Below are 15,726 nucleotides of genomic sequence, written 5' to 3'. Positions count from 1 at the left end.
ACGAACATACCGTGAGTGGTATATACCGTCAACCGGCTACTCGGTGTCCGAGAACTCCCAGACGGCGATCGCGAGCATGATCAGCCCGAGCACGGCGATCATCAGGACTTCGAGGCCGGCCGGCACGGGCCAGCCGAACCAGGTCACGCCGGGCGTGTCGCCGCCCAGCACGAGTCGGCGCATCGGGTCGACGGCGTAGGTGATCGGGTCGAGCCGGTTCAGGAAGGCGAGCCAGCCCGGAAGCTCCGTCACCGGGAACAGCGCGCCGGAGATGAAGAACATCGGCATGATCAGCATCTGCGTGAGGCGCATGAACGACTGCATCTGCTTGATGCGGACCGCGAGCATCACACCGAACGCGGTCATCGCGAAGGACAGCAGCAGCATCAGGCCGAAGATGCCCAGCACGAGCGGCACGCTGTAGGACACGTCCGCCAACGGCGCGAGCACGATCAGGATCACGCCCTGCAGCGACGCGACGGTCGCCCCGCCGAGGCACTTGCCGATAACGATCGAGCTCCGCCGCACCGGCGCGACCATCATCTCGCGCAGGAACCCGAACTCGCGGTCCCAGACGATCGTGGCCGCGCTGAAGATCGCGGTGAACATCACCGACATGCAGAGGATGCCCGGGTAGATGAAGGTCGTCGAGCCGAGCCCCGAGCCCAGCACGAAGAGGAACAGCAACGGCTGGACGAGCGACGTCACCATGCCGAGGCGGTCCTTGCGGGTGCGGATCAGCTCGCGGAGCCAGACGATCTTGATCGCGCGCAGCTCGTTGCGGTACGAGCGCTCCGGCACGATCACACGGACGACGTCGAGCGTGCTCATCGGCGGCCCGTCATCGCGCGCATGATCATCCGGTTGCCGTCCGGGGCGGACTCGGCGTCGCGGATCGTCTTGCCGGTGAAGCTCATGAAGACGTCGTCGAGGCTCGGCCGCGAGACGCTGACCGACGTGATCGGCACCTCGAGCTCCGCGAACAGCCGCGGGACGAACTGGGCGCCCTCCGGGACGTAGAACGCGATCCCGCCCTCCGAGCGCTTCGCGTCGTAGGGGTGGAGGGCTTCGAGCGCGGCGTCGTCGTCCTCGGTCTCGATCTTGATCCGGTCCGCGCCGACCTGCGCCTTCAGCGCCGCCGGCGTGTCCAGCGCGACGATCTGGCCCTGGTCCATGATCGCGATCCGGTCGCAGAACTCGGCCTCGTCCATGTAGTGCGTGGTCATGAAGATCGTGATCTCCTCACGCTCGCGCAGCTCGTGGATGTAGCGCCAGATCGAGGAGCGGGTCTGTGGGTCCAGGCCGATCGTCGGCTCGTCGAGGAAGAGCACGCGCGGCGAGTGCATCAGCCCGCGGGCGATCTCCAGTCGCCGTCGCATGCCGCCGCTGAACGTCTTGACCTCATGGCCGCGCCGGTCCATCAGGCCGACCATCGTCAGGACCTGCTCCATCCGCGGCGCGACGAGCTCGGACGGCACGCCGTACAGCTCCGCGTGCAGCTTCAGGTTCTGCCCGGCGGTCAGGTGCCCGTCGAGCGTCGGATCCTGGAACACGAGGCCGATGTGGCGGCGCACGTCGTCGCGCTCCGACGCCACGTCGTGCCCGGCGACCGTCGCGCTGCCGCTCGTCGGCTTGGCGAGCGTGCAGAGCATGTTGATCGTGGTGGTCTTGCCGGCGCCGTTCGGTCCCAGGAACCCGAACACCTCGCCGGCGGCGACCGAGAACGAGACGCCGCGCACGGCCTCGACGTCCCCGAACGCTTTCCGCAGGTCGTTGACTTCGATCATGTGACTGTAAACATACAGCGACTGTAAGCACATACAATGAGAGCCGCTGATGGAAGGACTCCGAGAGCGCAAGAAGCGCCAGACCCAGGAAGCGATCGCCGCCAAAGCGATGGAGCTGTTCCGCGAGCACGGGTTCGACGCCGTCACGGTGGCGGACGTCGCGCGGGCCGCCGACGTCGCCGAGAAGACGGTCTTCAACCACTTCGCGACCAAGGAGGACCTGGTCTTCTTCCGCTCGGACGACCGGCTCGCGGCGCAGGTCGAGGCGATCCGCACCCGTGCGCCCGGCACCTCGATCAGCCAGGTCTTCGAGGCGCACACGATGGAGCTCCTGGACCGCATCGAGTCCGGCCGGTTCGAGCAGATGATGACCCTGCCGCGGCTCGTCCAGAGCAGCCCGGCCCTCCAGAGCCGGCTGCTCAGCTACTGGGAGCAGGAGGCGCACGAGCTGACGCTGGCGGTGAGCGAGGACTACGACCTGGTCGCCGCGACCGCCGTGCGCTCCCTCGCCTGGGCGCACCGGATGGTCTTCCGCGCCGCGATGATGCGCCTGCTCGGGGGCGAGCACGCGCTGACGGTCGTGGCCGAGCTGCGGCTGGAGACGCGCCGGGTGTACGCCCGGCTCGAGAGCGGTCTGGCAGGCTTCGGCACCTGATGTACCGGCTCACCTTCTCCGGCGACGAGGACCTCCTCGACGTCGTCCTCCCGCTGCTGCCGGCCGGCGTGCACACGGATGGGGACGAGCTGGTCGCGTTCTCGGGCGCGCCGTTCCCGCCTGCCGTGCTGGAGGCGACCGGCGGCGCCGTCGACGAGGTGCCCGCCGATTGGCGGCAGCGCCAGGTCGGCAGCGGCGTCGTGATCAGCGGCGTCGTCTCGATCCGCTCCCCGTTCGAACAGAAGTCGAGCGCCCCCATCGAGGTCGTGGTCGAGCGCCGCGGCAGCGCGTTCGGGTCCGGCTCGCATCCGACGACGCAGATGTGCGTCGCGCTGCTGCTCGAGCTGGAGCCGAGCGGGGGAGTGGCCGACCTCGGCTGCGGCGTCGGCACGCTCGCGATCGTGGCCGCGAAGCTCGGCTGGGCGCCGGTCGTCGGCGTGGACCGCGTCCCGGTGGCGATCGAGGTCGCGCGCGAGAACGCGGCCCGCAACGCGGTGAACATCGACCTCGCCGTGTCCGACCTGGCGATCGACGACCCGCCGCTCGCCGAGGTCCTGCTCGTGAACGCGCCGCCGCCCGTGCACGCGCGGGTGGCCGCGGCGGTGGACGAGCGGGTCCGCCACGTGATCGTCTCCGGCATCGTCGCGGACGAGGTCGAGGACGTCGTGAAGGCCTACGCGGGCTTCAAGGTCGCGAAGGCGCTGGGAACGGAGGACGAGTGGATCGCGCTCCGGCTGAGCTGCTGAGCCCCGACCGGGCGGCAGCGGAAGGCGCCGCGCTCGGCCAGCTCGCGTGCGAGCTTCCGGACGGCGGGCTGCTGATCACGGCCTCGCGGCTGGTCGAGTTCGGCGCGCGGGCGGCGATCCTGCTCGCTCCCGGGCTCTTCCGGCTCGACCTCACGCCGCAGGAGGAGACGCTCGGCCTGTACCCGCGCGTGCTCTGCGGCTGGGAGGTCGACTGGCGCGCGGCGGAGGAGTCGTGGGACGGCTACCGCGACGCCTCCGGGCCGGCGCCGATCGAGCTGCACGGGACGTTCGGGGATCAGCTCACCGTCTGGATCCACGTGCTGAGCTTCACGGAACGGGACGCCTTGGCCACGCACTTCGTGGCCAAGGCGGAGATCCGTCCGGTCGCTACGGCGCCGTAGTGCTCAACGTGAAGGTCAGCGTCTTCGCGTAGCTGCCGGTCCGCAAGCCCTCGTTGGCCCCGACCGATTGCTTGAACGCGAGCTTGACCTCGCTGTTGCTCACCGGGCCGAGCCAGGCGTGCAGCGGCGTCGGGGCGCTCGAGCCGCCGACCGGCTTGCCGTCCACCTGCAGCGGCTGGGCGAGCGCGAACGCCCCGTTCACCAGTCGCCCGGTCGCCGTCGCGCTCGGGTCGAACACGCTCAGCGCCGCGTCACCGGCGGTCGAGGTGACGGTCGCGGTGCCCTCGGCGCTGTAGTCACGCGCGACCCCCGGCGTGAGCGTGCCGAGCGAGGCCGTGCCGACGCTCAGCGCGAGCGTCGCGGGCACGTTGCCGGCCACGCCGCTGTTCACGCTCGTGGTGTTGGAGACGGCGGCCAGGAAGCGGTAGCTGCCCGAGCCGACGTCGTACGACGCGACGCCGTTCGCGGTCCCGCGATAGGTCACGCCCGGCTGCTCGCCCGCGGGCTTGCCGCTCTCGAACACGGCCTGGCCGTCCTTGATCGGCACCCGCACCTCAGCGCGCGCGTTGACCGGCACGTCGACGTCGATCGTCAACCGGCCCTCGGCGTCCTTGGACCAGGCGGTCTTGGCCGGGCCGTACGCCGTCTTCACGGCGCTCGAGGCCGCACCCAACTCGCCGGTGGACGGCGCGACGAGGATCTTCTTGTAGCCCGCCTCCTGCGGCGCGAGGCCGCCGACGACGTCGTAGAGCCAGTCGCCGATCGAGCCCAGGCCGTAGTGGTTGAACGAGTTCATCCCGGCGTCCTGGAGCGAGCCGTCGGGGCGGATGCCGTCCCAGCGCTCCCAGATCGTCGTCCCGCCGCGGTTGAGCATGTAGCCCCAGCTCGGGTAGGAGTCCTGCACGAGGAGCTGGTGCGCGAGGTCGGCGCGGCCGCCGTCCTGGAGCACGTTGAGCAGGAACGGGGTGCCGAGGAAGCCGGTGCTGAGGTGGTTCCCGCGGCGCGCGACGTCGTCCGCCAACCGGTTGAACGCGGCGGCCTTCAGGTTGTCCGGCACGAGGCCGAACTTGAGCGCGAGCACGTAGCTCGTCTGGCTGCCGGAGCCGACCGTGCCGTCGGCGCGGACCCAGCGGTTCGCGAACGCGGACTTGATCTGGGAGTACAGGCTCGCGTAGGTGGCGGCGTCGGCGTCCTCGCCGAGCACCTGCGCCGCCTGGCGGACCAGGTCGGTGGAGAAGGCGAAGAACGCCGTGCCGATGAAGTCCTGGTTCGTCGTGTCCGTCGCCAGCCAGTCGCCGTAGCCGCTGTTGGGCCGGATCAGGCTGGAGGAGTTGGCCTGCAGGTACGCGATCCAGCGCTTCATGGCGTCGTAGTTCTCGCGCAGGATCCGAGGGTCGCCGTAGCGCTTGTAGAGCGCGAACGGCACGACCGTGCCCGCGTCACCCCAGCCCGCGACGCCGTCGCCGCAGCACGTGACCGGCGCGACGTCCGGGAAGGCGCCGTTGGCCGACTGGCTGTCGCGCAGCGTCTGCAGCCACTGGCGTAGGTAGCCGTACGCGTCGCCGTTGAAGGTGCCCGTGGTGGCGAAGGCCTGGATGTCACCGGTCCAGCCGAGGCGCTCGTCGCGCTGGGAGGCGTCGGTCGGGACGGCCAGGAAGTTCGACCACTGGCCCCAGTGGATCGCGCTCTGGATCTGGTTCACGAGCGCGTTCGAGCTGGTGAAGGTGCCGAACTCGGGGAGGTCGCTGCTCACCACGCGACCCTCGAGGCTGTCCAGCGCGGCGCCCGTGACCTCCACGTAGCGGAAGCCGTGGTAGGTGAAGCGCGCCTCATAGGTCTCCTGCCCGCCGCCCTTGAGCGTGTACGTGTCCGTCTGCTGGGCTGAGCGCAGGTTGGTCGTGTAGACGGTGCCGTCGGGGTTGAGGATCTCGCCGAAGCGCAGCTTGATCTGCGTGCCCGCGGCGCCCGTGGCCTTGATCCGCGCCCAGCCCGCGAAGTTCTGGCCGAGGTCGTAGACCGTCGTGCCGGCCTTGGGCGTCGTGACCGTCTTGGGCTCGAGCGTCTTCAGGACCCGGATCGCCGGGGACTTGTCGGGCTCGATCGTCATCGTCTCGGTGCGCAGGACGGCGTTGCGCCAGCCGCCGCTGAAGCCGGGCTGGTCCCAGCCGGCGCGGTCGAGGCGGGCGTCGTAGGTCTCGCCGTCGTAGATGCTCGAAGCGCGTAGGCCGCCCGTGCCGACCTGCCAGCTGTCGTCGGAGTTGATCCGCGTTGACGTGCCGTCGGTGTAGGTGATCTTCAGCTGCGCGAGGAGCGCGGGGTTGGTGCCCCACTTGCGCCCGCCCTGCAGTCGGCCGGCGTAGTAGCCCTCGCCGAGGATCGCGCCGATCGCGTTGTCACCGGTTCGGACCAGGTCCGTGACGTCGTAGGTCTGGGCCGGGACGCGCTTGGTGTACTCCGTCCAGCCCGGGGCGAGCACGTGGTCGCCGACCTTCTGGCCGTTGATGTGGACCTCGTACAGGCCGAGCGCGGAGACGTACAGGCGGGCCTGCGCGATCGTCTTGTCGGCCGTGAAGTCCTTGCGCAGGTACGGGCTCGGCTGGCTGGGGAGCGAGACGTTGCTCGCCCACGGGCCGGAGCCGTAGGTGGCGAGCTCGCGTGCGGCCTGCCACGTCGTGTCGTCGAAGGCCGGCTGCTCCCAGCCGGCGGGGCCCGAGGCGCTCGACTTCCACGTGTTGCCCGTGGTGAAGGTGAGGTTGTCGGCCTTCAGGCGACCGATGAAGGCGCCGGGCGTTGCCGCGCCGGAGCCATTGAGGCGGTTCTTGACCTGGACGGCGATCGTGTTCGCGCCGGCCTTGAGCAGGCTGGTGACGTCGACGATCTGCGCCTTCTGCCAGGCGTTCTCGTCGTTGTCACGCAGGGTCTTGGTGTCGACGACCTGGGTGCCGTTGACGTAGACGACCGCTTCGTCGTCGACGGTGAAGAGGAAGCGTGCGGTGCCGGGAGCGCTCGGGAGCGTGACCGTGGCGCGCAGGTAGCGCGTCATCGCCGGCATGTTCTGCGTGCCGTCCTCGTGCCAGATCCACTTCGCGCCGCTGAGGTTCAGATCATCGGCGGGCGCGGCGATCCACTTCGCGGTCCAGTCGGTACTCGTAAGCAGGGCGGTCTCGAGCGTGGTCGGGGCGCTCCAGTCGCTGACCTTGCCGGTCTCGTCCCAGACGCGGACCTTCCAGCTGTACTTCGTGGCCGACTCGAGCGCGGGGCCGGAGTAGGGCACGTTGGCGGAGGCGGGGCTGTTGACCTCGCCGCTGTCCCAGAGCGTGTTGTCGCCCTGGGAGACGACCACCTGGTAGGCCGACTGCGAGCGGTTGCGACCGTCGCCGGTGAGGGTCCAGCCGAGCGCGGGACGGGCGCTGCCGAGGCCGAGTGGGGCGGTGAGGCGATCGACCGTGAGCCCGCTGGGACTGAGCGGGGTGGCCGCCTGTGCGGCAGCCGGGATCGCGACGCAGGCAGCGGTGATCGCCGCGGCCGCGAAGGCGCGTTGCAGCAAGTTCCTCTCTCCTCCTGGTGGATTGCTGGCCACGAAAGCTACAAAACGAACATGAGTGAGCGCAACCGAACTTTGCGTTTTATGGTCTGCGTGTGGACGTCGACGCGTTGCTGGAGTGGTACGAGCGGGTGCGCAGGCCCTTGCCCTGGCGCGAGACGCGTGATCCGTACGCGCTGCTCGTGAGCGAGGTGATGCTCCAGCAGACCCAGGCGCTGCGGGTGGTGCCGTACTACGAGCGGTGGCTGTCCGAGTTCCCGACTGCCCCTGATCTGGCGGTCGCCCCGGTGCGGGACGTGCTCGAGCTGTGGTCGGGGCTGGGTTACAACCGGCGGGCGCTGGCGCTCCAGCGCGCGGCCGTCTTCGTCAGCGAGCACGGCTGGCCGGACGACCTCACCGAGCTTCCCGGCGTGGGGAAGTACACGGCCGCGGCGGTCTCGTCGTTCGCGTGGGATCGGGACATGGCCGCCGTGGACACCAATGTGCGCCGCGTGCTGACCCGCCGCGAGGGACTCGACGTCGACGTCTCTGCCCGCGCCGACGAGCTGCTCCCGCGCGGGCGTGCGGCACCGTTCAACCAGGCGATGATGGAGCTGGGCGCCACGGTCTGCCGCCCTCGCAACCCGGACTGCGCGCAGTGCCCGGTCGAGCGCGGCTGCCTCCGTCTGGTCGTCACTCCCGTCCGTCGCGTCAAGTCAGTGCGCTTCGAAGACACGGATCGATGGGCACGCGGGCGCGTGATCGCGTCGCTGCTTCAGGAGACGGAGATTCCGCTCGAAGGCGAGCGGTTGGAACGGGCTCTGGTCGGCCTCGAACGGGACGGCCTGATCGTCCGTGATGCGACTGGACGCCCGCAACTGCCGTGAAAAACGTCCACGCCTCCTATCCTGACCGGTCGTGGATCGCGACCTGATCCAGCGCCGGGACTTTCCGACCGGACGCCGGGGCTATGACCCAGCCGCAGTGGACGAGCACCTGCGCCAGGTGGCCGACGCCTTCGCGGCCAACTCGCACCCGCCTGCGCCGACGCTCGCCAGCTCCACCTCCGAGCAGGTCCGCGAGATCCTCGAGGCCGCGGAGCGCAGCGTCTCCCAGGTCCGCGAGTCCGCCCAGCGCGAGGCCTCCGACCACGTCGCGCAGGTCCAGGACGCCACGAGCGGCATGCTCTCCAAGCTCGACGAGCTCGAGTCGGAGCTCGGCCGCCTGCTGTCGTCCCTGCGCGCCTCCGGCGAACGCCTGAGCCAGGGCCTCGAGCAGCTCCAGGCGGACGTGGCCGGCGCGTCGCCGCCCGCCGCCAACGGCGCCGCGCCCTCGTCGCCCGCCGCCGACGCGCCTTCTTCGCCCCCCGCCGAATCGGCCCCCGCGCCCGTGTCCTCGCTCCCGAACGACGAGGCCGGCGCCCGTCTCATCGCGCTCAACATGGCCCTGGGCGGCAGCCCACGCGAGGAGACCGCCGCGTATCTCGCGGAGCACTTCGAGCTCGCCGACCCCGAGGCGCTGCTCGACGACGTCTACGCCAGGGCAGGTCGATGAACGAGCTCCAGGAACTTCGCCGCCGCGCGCGGGACATCGCCGACCTGAACGGGATCGGTGGCCTGCTGCTGTGGGACCAGAACACGATGATGCCGCCGGGCGGGGCCGGCGCGCGTGCCGACCAGTTCGAGGCCCTCGAGCGGATCCTGCACGACCAGCTGACCGACCCGGGCCTCGGGCGCGTGCTGGACGCGCTGGAGCCGTGGGCGGCGTCCGAGGACCCGGACTCCGACGACGTCCGGCTCGTCGCGGTCCTGCGGCGCGACCACGAGAAGGCCGTGCGCGTCCCGACCGAGCTGGCCGCGGCGATGTCGCTGGCCGCCGCGCACGCGCAGCAGGCGTGGCTCGAGGCGCGCGAGAAGAACGACTACGGGCACTTCGCGCCGTCGTTGGAGCGGATCCTGGAGCTCCAGCACCGGTACATCGCGTGCTTCGACGGCACGGGCGAGTTCGCACATCCCTACGACGTGCTGCTCGACGACTACGAGCCCGGGCTGACGACTGCCGAGGTCACGAGCCTGTTCTCGGTGCTGCAGGAGGAGCTCGTGCCGCTCGTGAGCGCGGCCGCCGCGGCGGGGGAGGACGGCCGCGTGTTCCCGGGGCACTACCCGATCGAGGGCCAGCAGGCGTTCGCCGAGGCGCTCCTGGGCGCCGTCGGCTACGACCCCGAGCACTGGCGCCTGGACCCGTCGGTGCACCCGTTCGCGCGCTCGCTCGCGCACACGGACGTGCGGTTGACGACCCGCTGGGAGCCGGACGACCTCGCGATGTCCTTCTACTCGTGCCTGCACGAGTTCGGGCACGGCCTCTACGAGGCGCAGATGAGCCCATCGCACTACCGGACGACGCTGGCCGACGCGGCGGGGCTCGGAACGCACGAGTCCCAGAGCCGGCTGTGGGAGAACCTGATCGGCCGCAGCAAGCCGTTCTGCGAGTGGGTGCTGCCCGTGCTGCGCAAGCACCTCGGCGGGCACTTCGACGCGCAGGAGCCGTCGGACCTGTACCGCGCGATCAACCAGGTGCGGCTCTCGCTGATCCGGATCGAGGCCGACGAGACGACCTACAACCTGCACATCGCGCTGCGGTTCGAGCTCGAGCTGGCGCTGGTCGAGGGGCGGCTCTCCGTCGCCGACCTCCCGGACGCCTGGAACGAGGCGACGCACCGCCTCCTCGGCCTCGACACGCCGTCGATCGGCGAGGGCGTGCTCCAGGACATCCACTGGGGCGCCGGGATGATCGGCTACTTCCCGACGTACACGATCGGCAACCTGATGGCCGCGCAGCTGTGGCAAGGGCTGCGCGCCGACGTGCCGGACGTGGACGACGCGATCACCGCGGGCGACTTCGCGCCCTTGCGCGAGTGGTTGCGCGACAACATCCACCGCCACGGGCGCAAGTTCGACTCGCGCGAGCTGCTGCGGCGGGCGACCGGCGAGGAGCTCAGCGTGGAGCCGTTCCTCGCCTACCTGGAGGGGAAGCTGCTCGACGCCGGTTTGCTGACCGCTCCGGCACGCGTTCCCCGCTCGTAGCGAACGTCTGTTCGAGAAGTCCGTCCGGGCGGGGCCTAGACTGAGAGGCGGTCTTATGTCGAGCCGTCAGAACTCAATCGTCGTCACGGGCGCCCGCGAGCACAACCTCAAGGACGTCACCGTCGAGCTGCCGCGAGACTCGCTCGTGGTCATCACCGGCCTGTCCGGCTCGGGCAAGTCCTCACTCGCCTTCGACACCATCTACGCCGAGGGTCAGCGCCGCTACGTCGAGTCGCTCTCGGCCTACGCGCGCCAGTTCCTGGGGCAGATGGACAAGCCGGACGTGGACTCGATCGAGGGGCTGTCGCCGGCCATCTCGATCGACCAGAAGACCACGTCGCGCAACCCGCGGTCGACGGTCGGCACGGTCACGGAGATCTACGACTACCTGCGCCTGCTGTGGGCGCGGGTCGGCAAGCCGCACTGCTTCAACTGCGGCCGGCCGATCGCCGCGCAGTCGGCGGAGCAGATCATCGACCAGATCATGGGGATGGAAGAGGGCACCCGCTTCATGGTCATGGCGCCGATCGTGCGCGGGCGCAAGGGCGAGTACGGCAAGCAGCTGGCCGAGTTGCGGTCCGAGGGCTTCACGCGCGTGAAGGTGGACGGCGAGCTGCGTCAGCTCGAAGAAGAGATCGTCCTGGACAAGAAGTACAAGCACGACATCTCGGTGGTCGTGGACCGTCTGGTCATGCGCGGGGATCTGCGCAAGCGCCTGGCCGACTCGGTGGAGACGGCCGTGACGCTGGCGGACGGCATCCTCGAGGTGCAGACCGTCCCGCGTGAGGGCGAGGGCGAGGTCTTCACGTACAGCGAGCGCTTCGCGTGCCTGCACTGCGGCATCTCGATGCCGGAGCTGGAGCCGCGCTCGTTCTCCTTCAACGCGCCGCACGGCGCCTGCCCGCGCTGCACCGGCCTGGGCTCGATGATGGAGATCGACCCGGAGCTCGTGGTGCCGGATCCGTCGCTGTCGATCAACGAGGGCGCCATCCTTCCGTGGGCGTCCGGCGCGACGGGCTACTACGAGCAGATCACGGCGGCGATCTCCGAGCGGTACGAGGTCGACGTGGACCTGCCGTGGGAGACGCTGCCAGAGGACCAGCAGAACCTGTTCCTGTACGGCACGAACGGCGACAAGCTGTACGTCTCCTACCGGAACCGGATGGGGCGCAAGCGCTCCTACATGACGACCTTCGAGGGCATCGTCCCGAACCTCGAGCGCCGCTACAAGGAGACGGACTCCGACTGGTCGCGCGAGAAGATCGAGGAGTACATGTCGATGCGGCCGTGCCCGGAGTGCAAGGGCGCGCGCCTGCGGCCCGAGTCCCGGTCGGTCAAGGTCGGCGGGCTCCCGATCAACGAGTTCACGGCGATGAGCGCCAAGCGCGCGATCGAGTGGATGGACGCGCTGGAGCTCTCGAACCAGGATCGCGCGATCGCGCGCCTCATCCTGCGGGAGATCGACGAGCGGCTGCGGTTCCTGGACAACGTCGGCGTCGGCTACCTGTCGATGGAACGCGCGTCGTCGACGCTCTCGGGCGGCGAGGCGCAGCGCATCCGCCTGGCGACGCAGATCGGCTCGTCGCTGGTCGGCGTGCTGTACATCCTGGACGAGCCGTCGATCGGCCTGCACCAGCGCGACAACGAGCGGCTCATCAAGACGCTCGAGCGCCTGCGTGACCTCGGCAACACCGTGCTCGTGGTCGAGCACGACGAGGGCACGATGCGCGCGGCCGACTACGTCGTGGACATGGGTCCGGGCGCCGGCGAGCACGGCGGGCACGTGGTCGCGAAGGGCACGGCTGAGGAGATCCAGCAGGTCGAGCATTCGCTCACCGGCCAGTTCCTCGCGGGCACGCGCAAGATCGAGGCGCCGGGCGCGCGGCGCAAGCCGTCGAACTACGTCGAGATCGTCGGCGCGTCGCAGAACAACCTCAAGAACGTGAACGTGAAGGTGCCGCTGGGCGTCTTCTGCGCGGTCACGGGCGTGTCGGGCTCCGGCAAGTCCACGCTCATCAACGAGATCCTCTACAAGGCCGTCGCGAACAAGCTCAACCGGGCGCGGATGCGGCCGGGTGCCCACAAGCGCATCAAGGGCCTCGAGCACCTGGACAAGATCATCGCGGTCGACCAGTCGCCGATCGGCCGCACGCCGCGGTCGAACCCGGCCACCTACATCGGCCTCTTCGACCAGATCCGCGACCTGTACTCCAAGACGCAGGAGTCCCGCGCCCGCGGCTACAAGGCCGGCCGCTTCTCCTTCAACGTCAAGGGCGGCCGCTGCGAGGTCTGCAAGGGCGACGGCCAGATCAAGATCGAGATGCACTTCCTGCCGGACATCTACGTCCCGTGCGAGCAGTGCCACGGCAAGCGCTACAACCGCGAGACCCTCGACATCCGCTTCAAGGGCAAGACGATCGCGGACGTCCTGGATATGCCGGTCGAAGAGGCGCTCGAGTTCTTCGCCCACATCCCGAAGCTCAAGCGCCGCCTCCAGACCCTGCACGACGTCGGCCTGGACTACATGCGCCTCGGCCAGCCCGCCACCACGCTGTCCGGCGGCGAGGCCCAGCGCATCAAGCTCGCGTCGGAGCTCGCCAAGGTCGCAACCGGGCGGACGTTGTACATCCTCGACGAGCCCACCACGGGCCTGCACTTCGCCGACATCCAGAAGCTGCTGGAAGTGCTGCAGCGCCTCGTCGACACCGGCAACTCCGTGGTCGTCATCGAGCACAACCTCGATGTGATCAAGACCGCCGATCGCCTGATCGACATGGGCCCCGAAGGCGGCGAGGAGGGCGGCACCCTCATGGTCGCCGGCACCCCGGAAGAGGTTGCGGCGCACGAAGCGTCCTACACGGGCGCGTTCCTCCGAGACCTCACGCCGGCGAAGGCGAAGCCCGTCCGCAAGCCGCGGGCACGCAAGGTCGCCGCGGCCGCGTAGCGCCTCCGGCCCGCGGCGCGGGCCGGCCTTGTCGCCGTGGCGTTCCGCTCGGGTGGCGCGCGTGGGCTCGCGTTCGCGTCGGGGAGCACACCGTCGGGCGTCGCGTCAAGCGTCCAACGCTTCGCGGTTGGCCGCTTGACCCGCCGCGGCCGGCGCGCTCTTGTGCGGGTGAGCCGGGTGCCCCGGGGGCGCCCGGGCGCGGGCGCGGTGCGCTCGTTTGCGTCGTGGTGCCACGCGAGCGTTCACTTGCTCGTCCCCGGGCCGAGTTCGTGAACCTTCGCGTGGCGTTGGACACGCGAGTGCTGGGTTTCTGGTCGCTGCGCCCAGAAATCCAGCGCTCGCGTGCACGTGCGCACTTGGCCCGCGCGGGGGCTCGCCGGCCCCAGCCGGCCTGACCAGCCCAGAGCGCGCCGGCCGCGTCGGGTCAAGAAACTCGTGACGACGGCGGCGCACTCCGCCGCCGTGGCGGGCACGAGTTTCTTGACGCGGCGCCCGACGGTGTGCTCCCCGGACGTGGCGGCGCAGCAAGGCGCGTCGCGCGCGGAGCTCCACGCCGCCCACGCGCGCCGCGCCGCGCCGCTCAGCCGACCAAGACCGCCGGCTCCGCCTCGACCGCCGTCTCCGTGCCCGCGCCGCGTCGCTGCAGCACCACTGCCGCAAGCACCAAAGCCGCCGCCGCCAAAGCCGCCGCGATCATGAACGCCGCGTTGTAGCCCGCGACCAGCGAGGCCGGGTCGGTCGCGCCGCCGGACTCGTTGGCCGCGACGGTCGCGAGGATCGCGATGCCGAAGGCGCCGCCGACCTGCTGGGTGGTGTTGACGAGGCCCGAGGCAAAGCCCGCGTCCTCGGGGGTGACGCCGGACATCGCGAGCGTCATCAGGGCCGGGATGACGAGGCCGGCGCCGATGCCCATGAGGAGCAGGGCGGGGAGGACGTCGATCCAGTACTGGCCGTCCACGCCGGCCTGGCCGAGCAGGGCGAGCCCGGCGGCCATGAACGCGAGCGCCGGGAGCAGCACCAGGCGCGCGCCGAAGCGCGTGATCAAACGGGCCGAGAAGCCGAGGGACAGGACGCCGATCGCGATCGAGATCGGCAGGAACGACACGCCGGTCGTGAACGCGTCGTAGCCGAGCACGCGCTGCAGGTAGAGCACGGCGAGGAAGGACATGCCGAGCATGCCGGCGACCGCGATCATCTGGACGACGTTCGCGCCGACCACGTCCCGGTTGCGCAGCAGGCCGAGGCGCAGCAGCGGCTTCGACGCCGTCGCCTGGCGGGCGACGAACAGCGCCAGCAGCACCACGGCGACACCGCCGAGCAGCCACGACTCCGCGTCGACGATCGTGTAGACGGCGAGCATCAGCGCGCCCGTCACCAGGACCGCGCCCGGGACGTCGGCGCCGGCGCTCAACCCGAGGCCCGGCTCGCGCGCCAGCAGGGGACGGGCAAGCAGGAACGCCGCGATGCCGATCGGCACGTTGACGATGAAGATCCAGTGCCAGCTCAGCAGCTGGGTCAGCACGCCGCCCATCAGCAGGCCGATCGAGGCGCCGGCGGACCCGACGAACGAGAAGACCGCGATCGCCTTGGCCTGCTCGGCCGGCTTCGGGAACATCGTCACGATCATCCCGAGGATCACCGCGGAGCCCAGCGCGCCGCCGACGCCCTGGACGAACCGGGCCGCGATCAGCTGGCCGGACGTGGTCGCAACGCCGCACAGCAACGAGGCGAACGTAAACAGCGCGAGTCCGGCGAGGAACACCTGCCGGCGTCCCACCAGATCACCGACGCGGCCGGCGAGCAGCAGCAGGCCGCCGAACGCGATCAGGTACGCGTTGATGACCCAAGCAAGACCACCGGAGGAGAGGTCGAGGTCCGTCTGGATCGCGGGGAGCGCCACGTTCACGATCGTCGAGTCGAGGACGATCATCAGGAACCCCACGCACAGGACGACGAGGGCGAACCAGCGGTTCTCGGGACGCAGAGCAAATCGGTCGGTCATAGACCGAACCGTAGCAAATGATCCCGTAGTAGACGATCTAGTTCAGGATGACCTAGGTCGTCGAACCGTGCTCGAGCACACGGCAGGCTTCGACAGGCGCCCGTTCATCAGGCTCTGGAGCGAGCCGACGAACGCGCCACGCTCATCCTCGGGCAGCGAATCGAGCACGTCCGCGTAGAGGCCGGCGATGATCGCGTCGCCCCGCTCGACCAGCTCGGCCCCGCGATCGGTCACGGTGATGATCCGCGCACGCCGGTCGGTGGGGGAGGGGCGCCGCTCGGCCAGCTCGGCCTTCTCGAGCGCGTCCATGGTCACGACCATCGTGGTCTTGTCGAGCGCGCACTGGTCGGCGAGCTCCTTCTGGGTGAACTCGCCGTGCACCGCGCGCGAGAGGATGCAGTGCATCCGCGGGGTGACGCCGATGTCCTCGAGCGCCGCGGTCATCTCGGTCTGCAGGGCATGGGCGGCCTGCGACAGGAGGAAGATGAGATCGACGCGTTCGCTAGCTACAGCCACGACTCAACCGTAGCAAGAACGATCCGCGACGAAATGGTTTCGCCGCGGACCGATCTCTCAAGCAACTAT

At 70.0% G+C, this 15,726-nt stretch carries 12 protein-coding genes; 7 read left to right on the top strand and 5 right to left on the bottom strand.

All coding sequences use genetic code 11. The features are described 5' to 3' along the window. Positions 1 to 36: 36 nt before the first annotated feature. Both OJ997_RS20360 and OJ997_RS20355 read right to left on the bottom strand, forming a co-directional pair. Positions 37 to 831, bottom strand: a complete 795-nt coding sequence (locus tag OJ997_RS20360; RefSeq protein WP_270027058.1) for an ABC transporter permease — start codon at positions 829 to 831, stop codon at positions 37 to 39. Then, complete coding sequence (locus OJ997_RS20355) at positions 828 to 1,787, bottom strand: ATP-binding cassette domain-containing protein (protein ID WP_270027057.1); 960 nt, start codon at positions 1,785 to 1,787, stop codon at positions 828 to 830. Before OJ997_RS20355 ends, OJ997_RS20360 begins: the two co-directional genes overlap by 4 nt. A 49-nt stretch (positions 1,788 to 1,836) precedes the next feature. On the opposite strand from OJ997_RS20355, the gene OJ997_RS20350 reads away from it, so the two are divergent. From OJ997_RS20350 to OJ997_RS20340, 3 genes are read left to right on the top strand one after another with little or no spacing between them, the layout of a single operon-like run. Further along, a complete protein-coding gene (locus OJ997_RS20350; protein ID WP_270027056.1) occupies positions 1,837 to 2,442 on the top strand; it encodes a TetR/AcrR family transcriptional regulator in 606 nt (201 codons plus the stop codon). Beyond that, the gene (locus OJ997_RS20345) at positions 2,442 to 3,188 is read left to right on the top strand and encodes a 50S ribosomal protein L11 methyltransferase (protein ID WP_270027055.1); all 747 of its coding nucleotides are present in this window, start codon (positions 2,442 to 2,444) and stop codon (positions 3,186 to 3,188) included. Before OJ997_RS20350 ends, OJ997_RS20345 begins: the two co-directional genes overlap by 1 nt. Beyond that, complete coding sequence (locus OJ997_RS20340; RefSeq protein ID WP_270027054.1) at positions 3,161 to 3,589, top strand: hypothetical protein; 429 nt, start codon at positions 3,161 to 3,163, stop codon at positions 3,587 to 3,589. The genes OJ997_RS20345 and OJ997_RS20340 overlap by 28 nt, the downstream gene beginning before the upstream one ends. Here OJ997_RS20340 and OJ997_RS20335 read toward each other — a convergent pair. Then, entirely contained in the window at positions 3,576 to 7,136 is a 3,561-nt protein-coding gene (locus OJ997_RS20335) for a family 78 glycoside hydrolase catalytic domain (protein WP_270027053.1), read from the bottom strand. The two genes, OJ997_RS20340 and OJ997_RS20335, sit on opposite strands and share 14 nt — an antisense overlap. Before the next feature lie 92 nt (positions 7,137 to 7,228). Here OJ997_RS20335 and OJ997_RS20330 point away from each other — a divergent pair, with 92 nt between their 5' ends. From OJ997_RS20330 to uvrA, 4 genes are read left to right on the top strand one after another with little or no spacing between them, the layout of a single operon-like run. After that, the gene (locus OJ997_RS20330; protein ID WP_270027052.1) at positions 7,229 to 7,999 is read left to right on the top strand and encodes an HhH-GPD family protein; all 771 of its coding nucleotides are present in this window, start codon (positions 7,229 to 7,231) and stop codon (positions 7,997 to 7,999) included. A gap of 31 nt (positions 8,000 to 8,030) precedes the next feature. Next, on the top strand, positions 8,031 to 8,666 hold the full coding sequence (locus OJ997_RS20325) for a DivIVA domain-containing protein (protein WP_270027051.1): 636 nt from the start codon (positions 8,031 to 8,033) through the stop codon (positions 8,664 to 8,666). Beyond that, positions 8,663 to 10,195, top strand: coding sequence for a carboxypeptidase M32 (locus OJ997_RS20320; RefSeq protein WP_270027050.1), 1,533 nt, complete (start codon positions 8,663 to 8,665; stop codon positions 10,193 to 10,195). Before OJ997_RS20325 ends, OJ997_RS20320 begins: the two co-directional genes overlap by 4 nt. 55 nt (positions 10,196 to 10,250) lie before the next feature. Continuing rightward, entirely contained in the window at positions 10,251 to 13,139 is a 2,889-nt protein-coding gene (gene uvrA / locus OJ997_RS20315) for an excinuclease ABC subunit UvrA (RefSeq protein WP_270027049.1), read from the top strand. A gap of 580 nt (positions 13,140 to 13,719) precedes the next feature. On the opposite strand, the gene OJ997_RS20310 is transcribed toward uvrA, so the two are convergent. Together OJ997_RS20310 and OJ997_RS20305 are read right to left on the bottom strand one after the other, a co-directional pair. After that, the gene (locus tag OJ997_RS20310) at positions 13,720 to 15,141 is read right to left on the bottom strand and encodes an MFS transporter (protein WP_270027048.1); all 1,422 of its coding nucleotides are present in this window, start codon (positions 15,139 to 15,141) and stop codon (positions 13,720 to 13,722) included. A gap of 42 nt (positions 15,142 to 15,183) precedes the next feature. Further along, positions 15,184 to 15,657: a MarR family winged helix-turn-helix transcriptional regulator gene (locus OJ997_RS20305; RefSeq protein ID WP_270027047.1), complete on the bottom strand. Its 474-nt coding sequence runs from the start codon at positions 15,655 to 15,657 to the stop codon at positions 15,184 to 15,186. Positions 15,658 to 15,726: the final 69 nt, after the last annotated feature.

The organism is Solirubrobacter phytolaccae (genome assembly GCF_027587195.1).
GTDB classification, from domain to species: Bacteria; Actinomycetota; Thermoleophilia; order Solirubrobacterales; family Solirubrobacteraceae; genus Solirubrobacter; species Solirubrobacter phytolaccae.
This window is presented reverse-complemented; position numbering and strand designations above follow the sequence as displayed.

What these genes read in the sequence shown, in the direction of transcription:
- OJ997_RS20320 (WP_270027050.1), top strand. Translation starts at nt 8,663, where the DNA reads ATGAACGAGCTCCAGGAACTTCGCCGCCGCGCGCGGGACATCGCCGAC.
- OJ997_RS20355 (WP_270027057.1), bottom strand. Translation starts at nt 1,787, where the DNA reads ATGATCGAAGTCAACGACCTGCGGAAAGCGTTCGGGGACGTCGAGGCC.
- OJ997_RS20345 (WP_270027055.1), top strand. Translation starts at nt 2,442, where the DNA reads ATGTACCGGCTCACCTTCTCCGGCGACGAGGACCTCCTCGACGTCGTC.
- OJ997_RS20350 (WP_270027056.1), top strand. Translation starts at nt 1,837, where the DNA reads ATGGAAGGACTCCGAGAGCGCAAGAAGCGCCAGACCCAGGAAGCGATC.
- uvrA (WP_270027049.1), top strand. Translation starts at nt 10,251, where the DNA reads ATGTCGAGCCGTCAGAACTCAATCGTCGTCACGGGCGCCCGCGAGCAC.
- OJ997_RS20360 (WP_270027058.1), bottom strand. Translation starts at nt 831, where the DNA reads ATGAGCACGCTCGACGTCGTCCGTGTGATCGTGCCGGAGCGCTCGTAC.
- OJ997_RS20310 (WP_270027048.1), bottom strand. Translation starts at nt 15,141, where the DNA reads ATGACCGACCGATTTGCTCTGCGTCCCGAGAACCGCTGGTTCGCCCTC.